Source organism: Nocardia sp. SYP-A9097, from assembly GCF_009649815.1.
Classification (GTDB): Bacteria; Actinomycetota; Actinomycetes; order Mycobacteriales; family Mycobacteriaceae; genus Nocardia.
This window is the reverse complement of record NZ_WJIC01000021.1, coordinates 1-15,750: the sequence shown is the minus strand read 5'-3', so window position 1 is coordinate 15,750 and position 15,750 is coordinate 1. Positions and strand designations below refer to the sequence as shown.

At 65.2% G+C, this 15,750-nt stretch carries 14 protein-coding genes; 11 read left to right on the top strand and 3 right to left on the bottom strand.

All coding sequences use genetic code 11. From position 1 onward, the window contains the following. Positions 1–16: 16 nt before the first annotated feature. Positions 17–607 carry a hypothetical protein gene (locus GFY24_RS30285; RefSeq protein WP_153808531.1) on the bottom strand — a complete coding sequence of 197 codons (591 nt, stop codon included), beginning with the start codon at positions 605–607 and terminating at the stop codon, positions 17–19. Positions 608–987: 380 nt separating this feature from the next. Between GFY24_RS30285 and GFY24_RS30280 the strand changes: the two genes are divergently transcribed. The 7 genes from GFY24_RS30280 (at position 988) to GFY24_RS30250 (ending at position 9,292) form a co-directional block, all read left to right on the top strand. After that, positions 988–4,890, top strand: a complete 3,903-nt coding sequence (locus tag GFY24_RS30280) for an FtsK/SpoIIIE domain-containing protein (RefSeq protein ID WP_153808530.1) — start codon at positions 988–990, stop codon at positions 4,888–4,890. Further along, positions 4,883–5,773 carry a hypothetical protein gene (locus tag GFY24_RS30275; protein WP_153808529.1) on the top strand — a complete coding sequence of 297 codons (891 nt, stop codon included), beginning with the start codon at positions 4,883–4,885 and terminating at the stop codon, positions 5,771–5,773. The genes GFY24_RS30280 and GFY24_RS30275 overlap by 8 nt, the downstream gene beginning before the upstream one ends. Next, the gene (locus GFY24_RS30270) at positions 5,773–5,994 is read left to right on the top strand and encodes a hypothetical protein (protein ID WP_153808528.1); all 222 of its coding nucleotides are present in this window, start codon (positions 5,773–5,775) and stop codon (positions 5,992–5,994) included. Before GFY24_RS30275 ends, GFY24_RS30270 begins: the two co-directional genes overlap by 1 nt. A gap of 24 nt (positions 5,995–6,018) precedes the next feature. Beyond that, on the top strand, positions 6,019–6,282 hold the full coding sequence (locus GFY24_RS30265) for a hypothetical protein (RefSeq protein WP_153808527.1): 264 nt from the start codon (positions 6,019–6,021) through the stop codon (positions 6,280–6,282). A gap of 1,002 nt (positions 6,283–7,284) precedes the next feature. Beyond that, positions 7,285–7,848, top strand: coding sequence for a TerD family protein (locus GFY24_RS30260; RefSeq protein WP_153808615.1), 564 nt, complete (start codon positions 7,285–7,287; stop codon positions 7,846–7,848). A 96-nt stretch (positions 7,849–7,944) separates the two neighbouring features. Continuing rightward, positions 7,945–8,964 carry a YncE family protein gene (locus tag GFY24_RS30255; protein ID WP_309231524.1) on the top strand — a complete coding sequence of 340 codons (1,020 nt, stop codon included), beginning with the start codon at positions 7,945–7,947 and terminating at the stop codon, positions 8,962–8,964. A 25-nt stretch (positions 8,965–8,989) separates the two neighbouring features. Further along, a complete protein-coding gene (locus GFY24_RS30250) occupies positions 8,990–9,292 on the top strand; it encodes an alkylmercury lyase (RefSeq protein WP_153808525.1) in 303 nt (100 codons plus the stop codon). A 99-nt stretch (positions 9,293–9,391) separates the two neighbouring features. Here the strand turns inward: GFY24_RS30250 and GFY24_RS30245 are convergent, their stop codons facing one another. Further along, complete coding sequence (locus GFY24_RS30245; RefSeq protein WP_153808524.1) at positions 9,392–9,841, bottom strand: hypothetical protein; 450 nt, start codon at positions 9,839–9,841, stop codon at positions 9,392–9,394. An 82-nt stretch (positions 9,842–9,923) separates the two neighbouring features. Between GFY24_RS30245 and GFY24_RS30240 the strand changes: the two genes are divergently transcribed. From GFY24_RS30240 to GFY24_RS30230, 3 genes are all read left to right on the top strand, one after another. Then, on the top strand, positions 9,924–10,427 hold the full coding sequence (locus GFY24_RS30240; protein ID WP_153808523.1) for a hypothetical protein: 504 nt from the start codon (positions 9,924–9,926) through the stop codon (positions 10,425–10,427). Next, positions 10,397–11,680: a hypothetical protein gene (locus GFY24_RS30235; protein WP_153808522.1), complete on the top strand. Its 1,284-nt coding sequence runs from the start codon at positions 10,397–10,399 to the stop codon at positions 11,678–11,680. The genes GFY24_RS30240 and GFY24_RS30235 overlap by 31 nt, the downstream gene beginning before the upstream one ends. An 86-nt stretch (positions 11,681–11,766) precedes the next feature. Continuing rightward, on the top strand, positions 11,767–13,791 hold the full coding sequence (locus GFY24_RS30230) for a tetratricopeptide repeat protein (protein ID WP_153808521.1): 2,025 nt from the start codon (positions 11,767–11,769) through the stop codon (positions 13,789–13,791). A gap of 49 nt (positions 13,792–13,840) precedes the next feature. On the opposite strand, the gene GFY24_RS30225 is transcribed toward GFY24_RS30230, so the two are convergent. Then, positions 13,841–14,311 (bottom strand): grhN, encoded by a 471-nt coding sequence (locus GFY24_RS30225; protein WP_228566785.1) that lies wholly within the window; start codon positions 14,309–14,311, stop codon positions 13,841–13,843. A gap of 109 nt (positions 14,312–14,420) precedes the next feature. Here GFY24_RS30225 and GFY24_RS30220 point away from each other — a divergent pair, with 109 nt between their 5' ends. After that, complete coding sequence (locus GFY24_RS30220; protein WP_194853073.1) at positions 14,421–15,554, top strand: helix-turn-helix transcriptional regulator; 1,134 nt, start codon at positions 14,421–14,423, stop codon at positions 15,552–15,554. Positions 15,555–15,750 lie beyond the last annotated feature (196 nt).

Below are 15,750 nucleotides of genomic sequence, written 5' to 3'. Positions count from 1 at the left end.
TTTCGGTCACCGCCCTTCACTGATAAGCCGTGCTGCCCTCGACCGGGCGAGTCTCACTGACCAATTTGGCGTAGCAGTGATCGGCGTCGAACGCATTGTCGGCGCACCACCGCAGCGCGCCATCGGGCGTCGGAAAGGCAAGGCCGACAATCGTTATCCAGAAGTTCGCGTAACTGAATGTCGACCAGGATCCCGACCAGAGCAGCCGGACGTTCGGATAGCGATCGCGCAGCCGCACGTGCTCGCGGAGGATTTCCACGTGGTTCCAGGTGATGCCTTCGGCGACCAGTCCGAATCGCTTCGAACTGATCTGCGGCACCCAGCGGTCCGCGAGGTCGCGTCGCACAACGACGCGGTCGACGTCGGCGGTCGTTTGCAGACGTGCGGCGATAGTCGCATCACTGTCGTCGCTGTTCGGCATCGCCGGCCCCGCGCTCGTGGCGCCGGCTCCGCTCGACATTGCACTCGGCATCACGGAAACCCCAGCGGCACCATGGTTTCCGCTGATCGGCGGGCGATCGCCGCCACCTCCGCGCACCAGTATGAACACCACCGAAACGACCGCCAGGGTCACCGCGACCGCCACGACGACGACCGCGCCGCCCATCCGCCGAGGGCCCTGCGGCGCCTCGAAGCTCAGTGCGCGCCGGGCGGGTACCGCGGTCGGTGGCGGCGCGGAGCGGGCGCGCGCTCCCCCCGATCCCGGAACCTGTTGGCGGAAGGGCGATCCCGCGGGATCCGCCCGCTTCGCGAGATCTACTCGTGGGCGATCGGCGTCGGACGAGGCGGACTCGCCACCATAGTTACTCACGCACGCACCCCAACCGGTTGGTTGCCGACCGATCGCCGGTGACCGCTGATTCCGTATTCGATGCTAGAAGCCGGTGATTGCGATAGCTGTCGGCTGTTCGCACGACGGTAAGGCCATATGACGGAGCCCGATAATCGGTGGCACAGCTCGACGGTCCCTGATGGAGGAGAGCCCGAATGCAGCTGATGAAGGGCCAGAACACGGCACTGCCCGACTCCTCGGTGGGTATTCGACTGAATTCGCCTGGCGCCGTCGCGATCTCGGTGTATGCCGTGCTGCTCGGCGCGAACGACCGGGTCGGCGCGAACAGCGACGTACTGTGGCCGGGTGCCGCCTGCCCGCCCGGGTTGTCCCGCGACGACAATGGGCTGCGCATCGATCTGCCGGCGGTGGCCGCCGAGATACAGCGCATTGTGGTGCTGGCCGGTGTCGGTGGCGGTCGGCTTCCGAATCTCACTGTACGCGTGGACGATTCGGACGGTACCGGGTTGGCCGAGTACTCGACGCCCGCGACCGTCGAAGAGACCGCGATCATTATGTGCGAGGTGTATCGGCGCGGTGGACGCTGGAAGCTGCGCGCGGTCGGTCAGGGCTACCGGGACGGACTCGCCGGTGCGGCAAACGATTTCGGATTCGATTCCGCGGCGGTATCGATCCCGGCCCCCGTACCGGTTCCCGGCACGACCGAGCCGCCACCCGCGCCCATACCTCGAACACGTTCCCGCACCGAGCATTCGGAGTTCGACGCGGCTCCGGGGCCGCGTTCCCGCCGTGCCGACCGTGCGCGGCCAGCCGCACCGGCATCCGCGGAGACCCCGTTCCTCACACGCCGGACCGAGGTGGTTCGGCAGGTGACGCGCGCCGGAACCGATGCGGTGTCCTCGATCACGGCGCTGCTCGGACGCGTGGTGGCGGCCGCGAGCGGCAGCATGCCTGCGACCCGGGATGGCATGCAACGGATCCAGTACGAGCTGGCCGCCGATAAAGAGGTGCTCTGGCAAGCGTACGAGACGGTTCGCGGCGAGATCATCTACAAATATCGAACCACCGCGCTGACCAACCGGCTCGCGGAGGATTGGCATGAGCGGCAACGCGAATCGCGGGCCGGCTATGTCACCACCGAGGAGATTGCCGCGCAAACGTGGTTGTCGAATGCCGCGGCCGCGGCGGAGGCGGTGCGCGGCGCGGGCTTCCGGCCGACCTCGTCCGGGCGGGCGCGACAGCGCCAGGAGCTGATGGGGCAGGCGGAGGCCGTACTCCGGGGATACGACGGCGCGGTACGCAGCGCTCAGCAGTCGGCCGAGAGCAAGACGACCACTCTTTTCTCCGACACCTTCGACGAGTTCCGCCGCCGCACCACCGCGGCGGTCGGCCGAATCGTCGGCGAGTACGTCGGAAGGGAACTCGAGGCGCTCACCTCGTGCCCACCGGAGGCGCAACCGGTGTGGCAGGCGATCCGTGCTGCCGAGATAGTCTCGTCGCCGCCGACCCGAATGTTGTTCCCGCTCGGGGTGATCCAGCTCGCGCAGGCGCGCATGGATACCGAGCTGGGCGTCGTCTCACCGCCCGGTGGTCAGCACCGGCACCGCTTCACCATCCCGCTGGCGGAATCGACGCCACCGATCTCGGTGCTGCTCGATCTGGACGAAACAGGCGGGATAGTCACGGATTCGGCCGCCGTGGTGGAGAACCTGACCCTCGACATGCTCGCGACCCTGCCCGCCGGTCGACTGAAGATCGATGTGGTGGACCCTTCGAAGGTCGGCGCGTCGATGAATTTCCTGTACGGCATCGGCGAGGCCGGCGAACAGATCTACGGCCGCAAGGTCTGGGGTTCGAACAATGTCGGTGAACTGCTGACCGAGCTCGAGAACCACGTCGCCTTCGTCACGCAGAAGTACCTGCAGGGCACCCACGAGACGCTGACCGCCTACAACCGTTCCGCGGGTGAGGTCGCCGAACCATATCGGCTCCTGCTCCTGTTCGACCACCCGCATGCCTTCACCCGCGACGGGCGGATGTTCGACGACGAATCGCTCAGGCGGGTCGAGCGTCTCGCGACCGTGGGCCGTCGCGCCGGAGTCCTGATCGCCGCGACAACGGACTCGAATACGACGGCGCTCGGCGCGCTCGCGACGGCGTTCACCCGGCAGCAGGACACCGGTCTGGTGGCACGACTGCAGCTGCCGCGCGCCCTGCCCGGCGGTAACTTCGTACCCGGCATCGAACTCGAATGGCGGCTCGACTCCTACCCGTTGCCCGCCGACGCGGTCCGCACGGATGTCCTGGCATCGATCGCGCGCAGCCTCGCCACCTCGACCGGTACCCAGGTGGATCCGGGGCGAGTGCGGGAACTGGCGGTCCAGTCCAATGCCCGCGCGGTCGCGCGCGGTCTCTCGGCGCCGGAGACGATCGCCGATCCGGGCGATCCCGAAACCTGGTGGGGCTCTTCGGTGGACGACCGCATCGTGGCGCGGTTCGGCCGGATGGGTGCCTCCGATGTCGCCGAACTGCGGCTGGACTCCGGCGGGCTGTCCAGTGCCCTCATCGGCGGGCGCACCGGCTCGGGCAAATCGGTGCTGCTGCACTCGATCATCCTGAGCATCGCGATGCAGTACTCACCGGCCGAGGTCGAGTTCTACCTCGTCGACTTCAAGGAGGGCGTCGAGTTCAAGCAGTACGCGACGCCGGGTCTTCCGCACGCCAAAGTCGTTGCCATCGAGACCAATCGAGACTTCGGGATCAGTGTCCTGGAGAGCCTCGATGCCGAGATCGCCCGGCGCGCAACGCTGTTCAAGAGCGCGGGGCAGGGCGAGATGGAGATCGGGCGCTATCGCAGCAGCACCGGTGCCCGGCTGCCCCGGATCGTGCTGGTCATCGACGAATTCCATATGCTGCTCGAGCAGGACGACGCCACCTCCACGCTCGGCGCGGCCCTGATCGACCGAATCATCCGGCAGGGCCGCGCTTTCGGCGTGCACACCATCCTCGCCTCGCAGTCGGTCTCCGGCGGCGGCCAGAAGATCCGCACGGCGCTCAACCAGATACCCAATCGGCTCGTCCTGGCCAGTTCCACCCAGGATTCCGAACAGCTGCTCGCCGAAGGCAATGCCGATGCGCAACTGCTGTCCAAGCCGGGCGAGGGCATCATCAACGATCACGCGGGCCAGGTCGACGCCAATAACCGATTCCAATGCGCGTACTGGTCGACAGAGCAGCGCGCGGCGGTGATCGCGCGTTTGCGAAGCAAGGCCGATGCCGCCGGTTTCACAGCCGGACCCGCCGTCTTCGAGGGCGATATCGCCGTTGCGCCGGCCGATTACGACAACGAGCTCTTCACACGCTCCAGTCGTAACGGAACCCTTGTCATGCCCATCGGCGCACCGATGTCGCTGGCCGCGCCGGTGGCGGTCCGGCTGGAGCGGCAGCCGGGCAACAATATGCTGCTGGTGGATCCGCACGCGCTGACAGCGCTGGTGCTTCAGATCGCCGCATTGCGCGCAGCGGACGTGCGCGTGGAGTACATCGACTTCGCCGCCATCGAACCCGCGGCCGAGCCGATGTTCGCGCGTTTGCGCGCACACGGGACCGAGGCCCACCACCGTCGCAAACTCGGTGACGTGCTCGACTCGCTGGTCGCCGACATCACCGAGCGCGCCGAGCTGGACGACTACCACTCCCCCGCGCGCACGCTGTTCCTGATCGGCGCCCACCGTGCCCGCGAACTGACCCCGGACACCTTCGACCCCGAAACCGAGAGCGGGCGCTTGGCGCATGTGCTCCGGCACGGGCCCGAAGTCGGTATCCATGTCATCGTCTGGGCGGATCGACTGGCCTCGCTGCAGCGCCGATTCGACCATGATGGATTGCGCCAGTTCGGATTCAAGGTCCTGGGTCCGGCGAGTGAGGACGATTCCCGCAGCCTCATCGACTCCGAGGTGGCGGCGAAGCTGACGCCCAATCAGTTCGCCATCGACGACTACGACAACGCACGCACCGATATCGTGCGGCGCTTCGCCGAACCGGAGGCGGCCTGGCTCGACGCCATCGCGGGGCGCGGGGGTGGTACCGGTGAGTGACACCGCCCGCAACGATCCTCGGATCGTCCGTCAGCTCGCCCAGTTCCTGGACAGATATCTCCGGGAAGCCGAATCCGGTGAGCGCACAGCCGGATTCGCGCAACGGCGGGTCGAAGCCGAACTCGCGCAACAGATCGCCAAGCGACAGCGCGAACTCGCCAGCGCGAAGCAGGAGTACGAATCGTGCTGCCGTATCGAGGACGCGGACTGTTCCGGACCCCGGCGGGTCCTGGAACGATGCGTTCGCGCCCTGGACGCCGCGCATCGCGCGCAACGGATGTACGACGCGTCGACCGCCGAATATATCTCGGCCGCAGCCAGATTCGCGCGGGTCCGGGTCTCGCTCGCCACCGAATCCAAACAATTGCTGGCCACGATCGCCGACGACCTCGACGCCTACGGCCGGGCCACCGCGGCGGCATCGAGTGTGACGTTCGCATCCGGCGGTGCGAGCACCCGAATCCACGGCACCGCCGCCAGCACCCCGTCCCTGAGCCACCCGCCGGGATTTCCCGCCGGGTACGCCATGGTTCCAGTGGGCGCCCTCGACACCTCCGGCAGCAATGTCGGCGGGCCCGGATCGTTCAAATCCGACAGCACACCCGACGACCTCGAATGGGGCTTCGAAACCTTCAACTCCGTTATCGTCCGCGCACTGCGCCAGGGCAAGGGCCTGGACTACTTCCGCGAGCGCGACAGCAACGAAGGTCTTTGCGGCACACGCAGTTACGCCATGACCTACACCGGATTCCTCGCCGACGACGAGGCGGTGCGGGTCAGACTGCGGCCCGACGGCACCTTCGAGGTGCGTAATGGATTCCACCGCATCTGGGTCGCGCAACGCATGGGCTTGGCGGACATTCCGGCCAAAGTGGTCGACTGATGAGCAGACTGCGACCGGCGATCGACGCCTTCGAGGCCAATGCCCGCGCGCGCGTCCAGGCCGAGACCGCCACCGGGCAGGTGTGGCAGGACACCGTGCTGCGACGGCTGACCGACCGCAAGCTGGATCCGCTCGCGCAGGAAGAGCGCCGGTTTCTGCGAGCGCTGACCGGCTACGACGTCGCGATCGACGGTGTGCTCCATGAACTCGGCAATTACTGACCGACCATCCGGCGAGGAGAAATCATGAGTTCCGTTCAGGCGAACCCGGATTCGCTCAAGAAGCTCAAATCCGATATCGACCGCTCGCAGCGCGAGATCAACCAGGCCATCACCCGGGTCCGCAGCTCATTGAAGAGCGCCGAGTGGCGGGACGGGGTGAAGGATCAATTCGAGCGGGACCTGGAACAGGTGCTGCGTTCGGTGGCAGCCTTCGACCGCAATGCCGATCAGCTGAAGATGTACCTGGACAAGAAGATTCAGATCCTGCAGCACTATCAGGGGCGTTGAGCGATGGGTATCTTCGGCGGCCGGCGCGAGGCGCAGCGCAGTGCGAGCGACGTCCGGGTCACGCTGGCCGACCCACATGCCGAGGGCGATGTGAAACAGGCGGCGTATATCGGCCTCGATTCGGCCGGTCTCAGCCTGCTCATTTACGGACCCGGCGATATTCACAGCTTGTTCGCATTCCTCCGTTCGGCCGCACCGGCTTTCCGATCGGTCGAACTCGCCTCGGACTCACCGTATCTCGGCAAATTCCCCGGCCGGGAAGAGATCATGTGGCTGGCATTGGAGGGGCCCGCGGGCTCCGCGGTCACCGTGCACTGCTTCCCGAGCTGCGACACCGAGTTCACCACCATGCAGATCACGATGCCGCTGGGCGGGCCGCGAGCCGCGCTTCCGGCGCCGTGGGAATTCGGGATCGGCACGGTGAACGCGCATGTACCCGCGCGATTCGCCGATATCTTCGGTGTCGCCGAGCCCGTCCCACTCGGCATTCTGCCCGGTTTAAACCATTTGCCGGTGCCCACACCGGCACCGGCCGCACTGCCCGACGCCATCGAGCGTGATCTGCTCGCCGACGGCTGGGACCAGCAGCAGCCCGGAGGGGCGGTCTTCGGCGTCAATATTCCGGTGGGCTCCGAATCGCGGTCCGTGGTATTCGGGCCGTGGTCGCAGGCGTATGGCCTGGTGACCAGCATCGGGGAGAGCGCTGACGGGACACTGCCGCCGATACCGCATTTGGATACCGGCCGATATGCCCTCGAACTCTTCGATGACGAAGTCATGCTGGTACGGCCGCTACCCCTGCCACCGGCGCTGTCCTACAACATGATTCGCGAAGCCGCGATCGAAATCGCCGGCTACGCCGAGAGTCTGGGCGGATCGACCTCGACGGCACCACCGTCACCGTCGACAACCATCCCCGTTCCCGTTCCACCCACCGCCTCGGTCCCCTTCACCGAGCCCGCCACCCGCCCGGCCCGAGCACGGCCCGCGCCCGGGACAACCATGGCGAAGGGCGCCAATGTCTCGTTGACGGCCAAGGTCCCCGGCCTGTCCGCCGTATCGGTGGGCCTGGGCTGGGATCCGCGCCCGAATGCCGGTGCCGAGTTCGATCTCGACGCCAGCGCCATCGCCACCGGACCCGACGGCAAAGTCATCGCCGACGAGTATTTCGTGTTCTTCAACAACCTCCGCTCCCCCGACGGCTGCATCGAACACACCGGAGACAATCGGACCGGCGACGCCGTCGGCGACGACGAAACCATCGACATCGACCTCGCCAAGGTGCCGGCCACCATCACCAAGATCGTTTTCGTGGTCTCCATCTACGACGCGACCCCCCGAGGCCAGTCATTCGGTCAGGTCCCCGACGCCTTCATCCGGGTAATCGATCGCGCCACCGGCACAGAACTGACCCGATACGACCTGACCTCCAATGCCTCCACCGAAACCGCCATGGTCTTCGGCGAGCTCTACCGCCGCGGCACCGAATGGAAATTCCGCGCCATCGGCCAGGGCTACGACTCGGGATTGGAGGGCATCGCACGTGACTACGGCATAAACGCCTGACGGCACTGCCGGTCCATCCGATCCACCTGGGCGACATAGTTCCGCACGGCTCGCGCTGAGCGACCATAGTTGGATCATTCAGGGAAGGTGGGCGCGGTGAAGTCGATACGAGTGCTGCCGACGCTGGCCGGCATCGCAGTACTGGTCGCGGCGTGTTCCGGCCCGCAAGCTCCGACGCAGACCGGCGGTGAGCTGCCATTGCGCAAGGTCGGCGAGGTCGCACTGACCGGCGGGGCGGTCCGGTTCGACTACACCAGCCTCGACGCCGCGCGGGGACTGCTGTTCCTCGCGCATATGGGTGCCGGTCAGGTGATCGAGGTCGATATCGGTTCCCACACGGTGGTTCGGACCATTCCCGATACACCCGATGTGCACGGGGTGCTCGTCGTACCGGACAAGCATCGCGTGTATGCCACGGTGACCGGCCGCAACCAGCTGATCGCTCTCGACGAGGACACCGGCGCGATGCTGTTCACCGCACCGACCGGCACCTACCCCGACGGGCTGGCCTACGACCCGATTCGCAACGGGGTATGGACGACCAACGAACAGGCGGGTACCGAGACCGTCATCGACGCCGATACGGGAAACGGCCGCGCCACGGTGCCTTTGGGCGGTGCGGTCGGCAATGTCGTCTACGACTCGGCGGCCGACAGGATGGTGGTCGCCGTCCACACGGGTGCCCTCGCGATCATCGCCCCGGACACCTTCACCGTCACCGATCGGATCGCGACGCCCGGCTGCGACAGCCCGCACGGACTCGCCCTCGATGTCCCCGATCGGGTGATGTTCGTCGGCTGCGAAAACAACGCCACCCTGCTCACCGTCGACCTCGGCACGCGCGCGGTCCTCGACAGCAGCAGCGTGGGAGCGACCCCCGACGTGCTCGTCTATGACCAAGGCGCGCAACGCATTTACGTCGCCGCCGAAAGCGGCTGGGTCAGTATCTTCGACCGCCGCGACGGCCACACGACCGCCGCCGGTGCGAAACATCTGGCCGACGGCGCACACACCCTCGCCCTCGACCCGGCCAGCCACCACAGCTATTTCCCGATCCCCCAGGGCACCTCCGACGGCGGGCCGGCGCTGTGGGAATTCGAACCCACCGGATCCTGACCTCATTACACAAGGGAGAACGCGTATGAAGCTGGAGATCCTGCAGGTCCCGGACTGCCCGAATGTGCCGGTGCTGGAAGACCGTATCCGTCAGGCGGCCGGGAAATCGGTCGAGATCGTGCATCGCGTCATCGATGACTTGGATCAGGCCGAAGCAGCGGGTATGGCAGGATCGCCCACGCTGTTGATCGAAGGACGCGACCCGTTCGCCACGGCCGGACAAGTGGCGAATGTGTCGTGTCGGCTGTATCGCTCCGAGAGCGGTGGACTCGAAGGCGCCCCGTCGGTGGCCGCGCTGCGTGAAGTATTGGACCTGGGCCACCGATAGTCCCGAAATCGGATCGACACCGCCGAGGCGAGATTCCGGTTTCAGATGCCGGGAGACACGATGCCGCGCAATGACTTTCACTAGATTCCGGTCATCGATTCACGGGCTGTTCACATCGTTCGACAGGGCGGTGCGGGCGGTTGTCAGCGCGGCGTCGCAGGACGCTTCGGCCTCGGCGATCGCGGTTGTCCACGCGCTGTCCGACCTGACGCGCGCCATGTTCTCGAGTGCCGCCAGTGCGGTCACGACCGGATCGTGAACGTGCGGCGGTCCGTAGAGCTCGATTCCCGCGACCGCTCGCCGCGTGTCCGCCAAGGCGGTGGCGATCTCGTTCGGAGCGGCGGCGATCGGCGACCGGAGCTGGCGGGCGGCGGCGATGAACTGTTGGCAGCATTCCTCGTAGCTCTTGCGCCGGCCATCACGCCGATCGACCTCGCGCACCCGCAGCGCGAGCCTGACAGCGCTTCTGCTGTTCAGCATCGCATTGATCAGCAGTACGACATTGCCGGCAACCGCGACTGCCGCAGTCAACCACAGTTGGGTCGTCATACGAGAGACATACCACTGTCGGGTGATCCATGCTGAGCGATCGGCCCGGGTTACGGTGGTCGAGATAGTTCGGACCACGGGAGTGAACAAGGTGCACGGTACGCCGGAGAGCGACAGCCCGACCGTATCCGAGCATCCACCGTGGATCACCGTCCAATCGGTTCGCACCATACTTGTTGTCGTTCATACGATTACGGCGTGGAACAGACTCGCGGATATCCTGGCGGTCTTCGACTCCGACCGCCGGATACAAATTGTTTTCACATTTCCCGACGTATCGAATGTGACAGGCGATGTCGAGCGTCAACTCGCGGATGCGGGAGGGATCTCAATTCCGTGGCAACGGGCCATTTCCCAGAAGTTCGATCTCGCGATATCAGTGCATCACAGCGGCGAATTACATTGTATTTCCGCACCATTGGCAGTGCTGTCCCATGGCATCGGATACACTAAAATTCCAAAAACCAAAAACCAAAAACCAAAAACCAAAAACCAAAAACCAAAAACCAAAAACCCAGAACCCAGAACGTCTACGGCCTCGGGCGGGAATGGCTGGTGCGTGATGGCGTCGTCCCCGATGCGGTAGTTCTCGCGCATGAGGATGATTTGGGCAGGTTGGCGCGGTTGACCCCGGAGGCACTGCCGAATGCCGTGGTAGCTGGAGATCCCTGTCTGGACCGACTGCGGGCGAGCACGATCCTGCGGCAGAAATACCGGAAAGCTCTTGGGGCAGAACAGGACTCGACCGTCGTCACGGTCACATCCACCTGGGGACCCGGCTCCCTGCTGGGACAGCGCCCGGATCTGATCAACGACTTGCTCGCCGAACTCGAATTGGACCATATTGTCACCACCGTACTGCATCCCAATGTGTGGTTCGCACACGGGCAGTGGCAGTTGCGAACGTGGCTGGCGGATGCCCTGCGCGCCGGATTGCGCCTCATTCCACCGGTAAAGGGTTGGCAGCAAACGATTCTCGCCTCCGATGTGGTGATCGGCGATCACGGATCGGTCACCGGGTACGCGGCGGCGATGCTCGTGCCGACCATGCTGGCCGCGTTCCCGCACGACGAGGTCGCCACCGGTACAGCCATCGATCGGCTCGGCCGGTCTGCTCCGATCTTGAATTCGGATCTGCCACTGCGGGAACAGATTTCGATGGCCCGCCACAATCACGACCACGCGGGGGCGGCGCAATTGGGGCCGCTTGCCAGTTCACACCTGGATTCCTGCGCGGACATCCTGCGTACCACGTTCTACGGGCTGATGGATCTCCCCGAGCCAGGTCGGCAAGCACCGGTATTCCCTTATCCGCCCGCGGATCTCGTACCCGAACGCGAGCCGGTGCACTCCTGCTGGTTGACCTGCGATTGGCCGGACGACAAGGATGACACCGCGGTGGTGCATCGCTGGCCCGCCGATGTCACGGCCCGGCGCCGTCGAGGCCCGCGCGCGCTGGACGGCTACTTGGCCGTCCGCTACGACCACCCCCGCCGCGATCTGTCCGGTACCGCCGACATCACGGTTCTCGGCGACACCGATCCATCGGGCGTGGATGACGCGCTCCGCCGTACCATTCGACTGCGGCCGGCGTGCATGGTCGCGGTACTGGCGCTCGATGAGACTCGACTTCGGCTGTGCCACAGAAGACTCGGGATACTGGAGGCGCACACCGCCCCCGCGCTGTCCGCCGACCCGATGGCGCAAGCAGTTGTCGCGATGGTCGTCCACGACCACTGGCTCATCCGTGGCGAGAGCCCGCCGGCGACCATCGCCATTCACCTGGAGTCACGACGAATACTGCTCCACCTCAAAGGAATTGATCCCAAAGCAGGCTGATGCGCGACGCCACTGAATCATCGGCGACAATGGCTTCATCGGATACAGTGAGGTGCGACTGCCACTGATCTTGCGGGGAGATTGAGTTGAGCTTCAGCTGGGTTCCACCGGTCGCCGACCCATTCCTGGCCCGCGCGCAGGTCATGGCGGATATGGCGGCGTGGGTCGAACGGTGCAGGACCCGGCACAGCGCATGCTTGATGTACGTGCACGGCCTGGAAGGGCTCGGGGTGTCATGCCTGGTCACCCAGTTCTCCAAGCAGTACCACGGACTGATCGAAGGCCGACTGGTGTGGCTCACCGGAAGACGGGCCGATGGCAGCCCGATCCCCTTGGGAGAGTTGCTGACTCGGGCATCGCGGCAGCTGGGGGTTTCCGACGCCGATCAAGTCGCGACCGAGGCCGAACAGGTCGACGTCTATCGCGCGGCATGCAAGCACAAGAAGTTCATGCTGGTCCTCGACGATATGGCCGTACTCGGCCAAGTGGTCAACTTGATCCCCGAAGACGCTCCGGGCGCGATCATTGTGATCACAACACCTTTCGAGCGCCGGACGCTGGAAGCCTACGGTTTCAAACCCTTCACTCCGGAGTTTCTGCCAACGGAGTCCGCGCACGCTCTGTTCAATAGCGTGCTCGGCGAGACCGCCGAACACCTGGCGCCCACGAGCGTCGAGGCACTTGTCGAACTGTGTGGCGGACTGCCCTTGGTGATCAAGGTCCTGGCCGCCCAGATTCGCGGCCGCGCACACCTCGCCGACCGGTTGCTGTCCAGGTTCCGAGCATTGCGATTGAGCGTGCTCGCATTGGACGACGAAAAACGCATGACCAAATTCCTCGACACCACCTATCAGGACCTGAATCCCTTACAGGCTCAAGCGTATCGGCGGCTCGGCTGGCTGCCGGCGACCGATTTCACCGCGGAGGCGGCCGCGGCGGCACTGGGCACGGATCCGGACGATATCTGCACGGTCCTCGAAGACCTCACCGAACTGCATCTACTCGAAAGGACCACTGCCGGGCGATACGCGTTTCATCCCGTGCTCCGCGACGATGCGCGGACTCGCGCGGATGCCGATGATGAAGGCACTGTCCTGGACGGCATCCGGGAGCGCTGGGTCACCTCGGAATTGCATGAGCTACTCCCCCGGGCCGCCGTGGTGTCGAACCGTTGGTGGGTTCCCCCGGTACACGCGACGATGGCGCGCCATTACGGTTCGGCGGTGCCGGAGTTCTCGCGCGCCGAGGCACTCGCTTGGTTCGAAATCGAAGCGCCCAATCTTATTGCCGCCGTGCAGATTGCGCACCGGCACGGGCTGCACACCGAGTCCTGGACGATATGCGTACTGTTGTGGAAGTATTTGCATATCAACGGCTTTCACGATGCTTGGATCGAAACACACCGCGCCGGACTGGCTTCCGCGAGAGCGGCTGGCAGCGAATTGGGAGTCATGCAACTCGCGCTGCAACTGGGCGCGGCCTATCTCGAGGTCGGTCAGCACTCCGAGGCGGACCGGTGCTTCTCCGACGCGTTGACCATCGCCCGTAGGCACCGCCATGGTCTGGGCGAGCAAAGCGCCCTGGAATGGCTGGGCAAAACGGCGGCCCGCCAGGGAAATACCGATATCGCCCTGGATTATTTTCAGCAATCATGGGATGCCGCCGCCAGTGCATCGGACATCGAACAACCGGATATGGCACGGGTATTCGCGATCCTGGGTTTACAGCAGACCCGGGCAAAGGCGGATTCGAACCGATGGGACGGCCTGATCGAACAGGCCCGGACCGTATCGATCTACTTCGATCAATTCGATAACGAGACCGACAACCGCGCCAAAATCCGAATGGTGCTCGGCCGCGGCATGCTCGCTCAGGGTGATCCGGAGGGCGCGGCGGACGTGTTCCGTGCGGCCGCCGAACTGTTCGAGGCCGAGAATGCCCGCAGGCACCAGGCCGACGCGGAACGTATGCGTGGCAACGCTTTCCGCGCCACGCACCGGCTCGCCGATGCCGCATCGTCGTATCGCATCGCATTGGACCTGTATCTCGGCGTCGGCAGCCCACTGGCCGGCGATGTGGCGGCCGCGCTGGCCCAGATCGAAAACTCTTGACCCAGAGCGCAGTTCATGCTTCGAACCCTGTCCGGGATTGAGCAGGATCTTACTCCTCGTCGAAGTCGACGCGGATTATGCTGCGCGCGATGGTCGACAGGTCTTCGATGGTCGGGTCATAGCCACGACGGGTCTCGAGCCCGAGCTCGAACGGTGACGCGCCATTGTCCAGTGCCTTTCGCATCGCCGTTCCCAGCTCCTGCGGAGTGGTCTGCACCAACGCGGCTCGGCCGTGCCGGACGCGTCCTTGCGTGGTGACGGTGACCGGTGCGGGTTCGGTGAAGTTCAACCGCCACGGTCGCTCGGTGAATACCGTTGGCACACCGTCGATGTCGTGCAGGCACACCGGCACCCGGATCGTCTTGCCGCTGCGCCGGCCGGTGCACTCCAGCAACGCCTGCAGGGAAATACGCCGGCCCAGACGCGGATTCGTGAGAATCCGCCGGACCAGTGGGTTGACCATGCGCATGAGGGCCGGGGGTGGCGGGGCCAACCGGACCCTCGTTGTCGTTGTTGTCATCGCTGGCTCCTAACGCTCTGCTACCGCTGACGCTAGGGACATGCCGGATGCCGCGAAATACCACAAATTTGGCATTTCGCGGCATGATCGCAGGTCGTACCGTGGATTGATGAGCGCGGACAGTTTGCAGTGCGCGGCGGAGAAGATCACCCGGCTCTGTGCCGAGCCGCACGATCTCATATCGCTGTGGCAGGAGTCGACCGAGGTCCTCGCACAGGCCGTCCCGCACTACTGGATGCCATGCTTCTACACCCTGGATCCGGCCTCGTTGCTGATGACCAGTCACTTCCACCGCGGCCTCGACGAATTCCCCGGCGAGTGGCTGGCCAGCGAGTATTACGCCGACGATGTCAACCAGCTCGCGGATGTGGCGCGCTCGAAGTCGGGCATCTCCACCCTGTACGAGGCGACCAACGGCAATCCCGCCAGCAGCCCGCGATGGCATCGGAACATGGATATGGGCGGCGACCAAGAGCTCATCGCCCGCTTGCGGACCCGATCCGGTGAGGTCTGGGGTGCGCTCGCGCTCTACCGCGAACCTCGCGCATCGATGTTCACCGATCACGAGAAGAGCTTCGTGCAATCGGTGGCACCGCTACTCGCCGAAGGTGCCCGCACGGCATTGCTGCTGGGACAGGCACGCGAGCCCGACTTCGTCGATTCGCCGGGCCTGCTCATCCTCGATCACCACTGGAACGTCGAATCCACGACACCCGGCGTCGAGCGCTGGCTAGCCGAATTCCCGGACGGTGACTGGGATTCCGGCCGCCTGCCCTCCTCGATACTCACTCTCGCGGGTCGAACACTGAGCATGGCCGAACACCCGCACCGCGGTGATATCGCCGTGTCCCGGGTCCTGTCGCGCACCGGTACCTGGGTCGTATTGCACGGCGCCTGCCTGAACTCCACGGGCGCCCCGCGCATAGCCGTCATCATCGAGCCCGCCGACCCCGGCCGCCTCTACCCGCTGCTCATGTCCGCGTACGGCCTGACCGAACGCGAGAAGGACATCACCCGTCTGGTCCTGCAAGGTGCCTCGACCTCCCAAATCGCCGCCGAGCTGGTGCTCTCCGCTCACACAGTCCAGCAACACCTCAAAAGTATTTTCGACAAGACCGGCGTCCACAGCCGCCGCGATCTGGTTGGCAAAGTCTTCTTCGCACACTACGAGCCGCGGTTCCGCGACAACGAACGCCGGGCCCGCGACAACCAACCGCTCCGTGGCGAACCGTGGCTGTCGTGAAATGTTCACGACACCCCGGTTCCTGACTCGCTTGGCGCGCGCAGTTTGATCGGCTGCATTTGCCGGGGTGGCCGAACCAATGGCGTGGTGCGATCTTGGTGGTGTTCGGTTGTGGCGTGCATGCGACAAAGAAGAGGTGTGGGAACCTTGGGTGCCGTACCCGGCTTTCGCTCCCCCATTGGGTGCCGTCATCTCT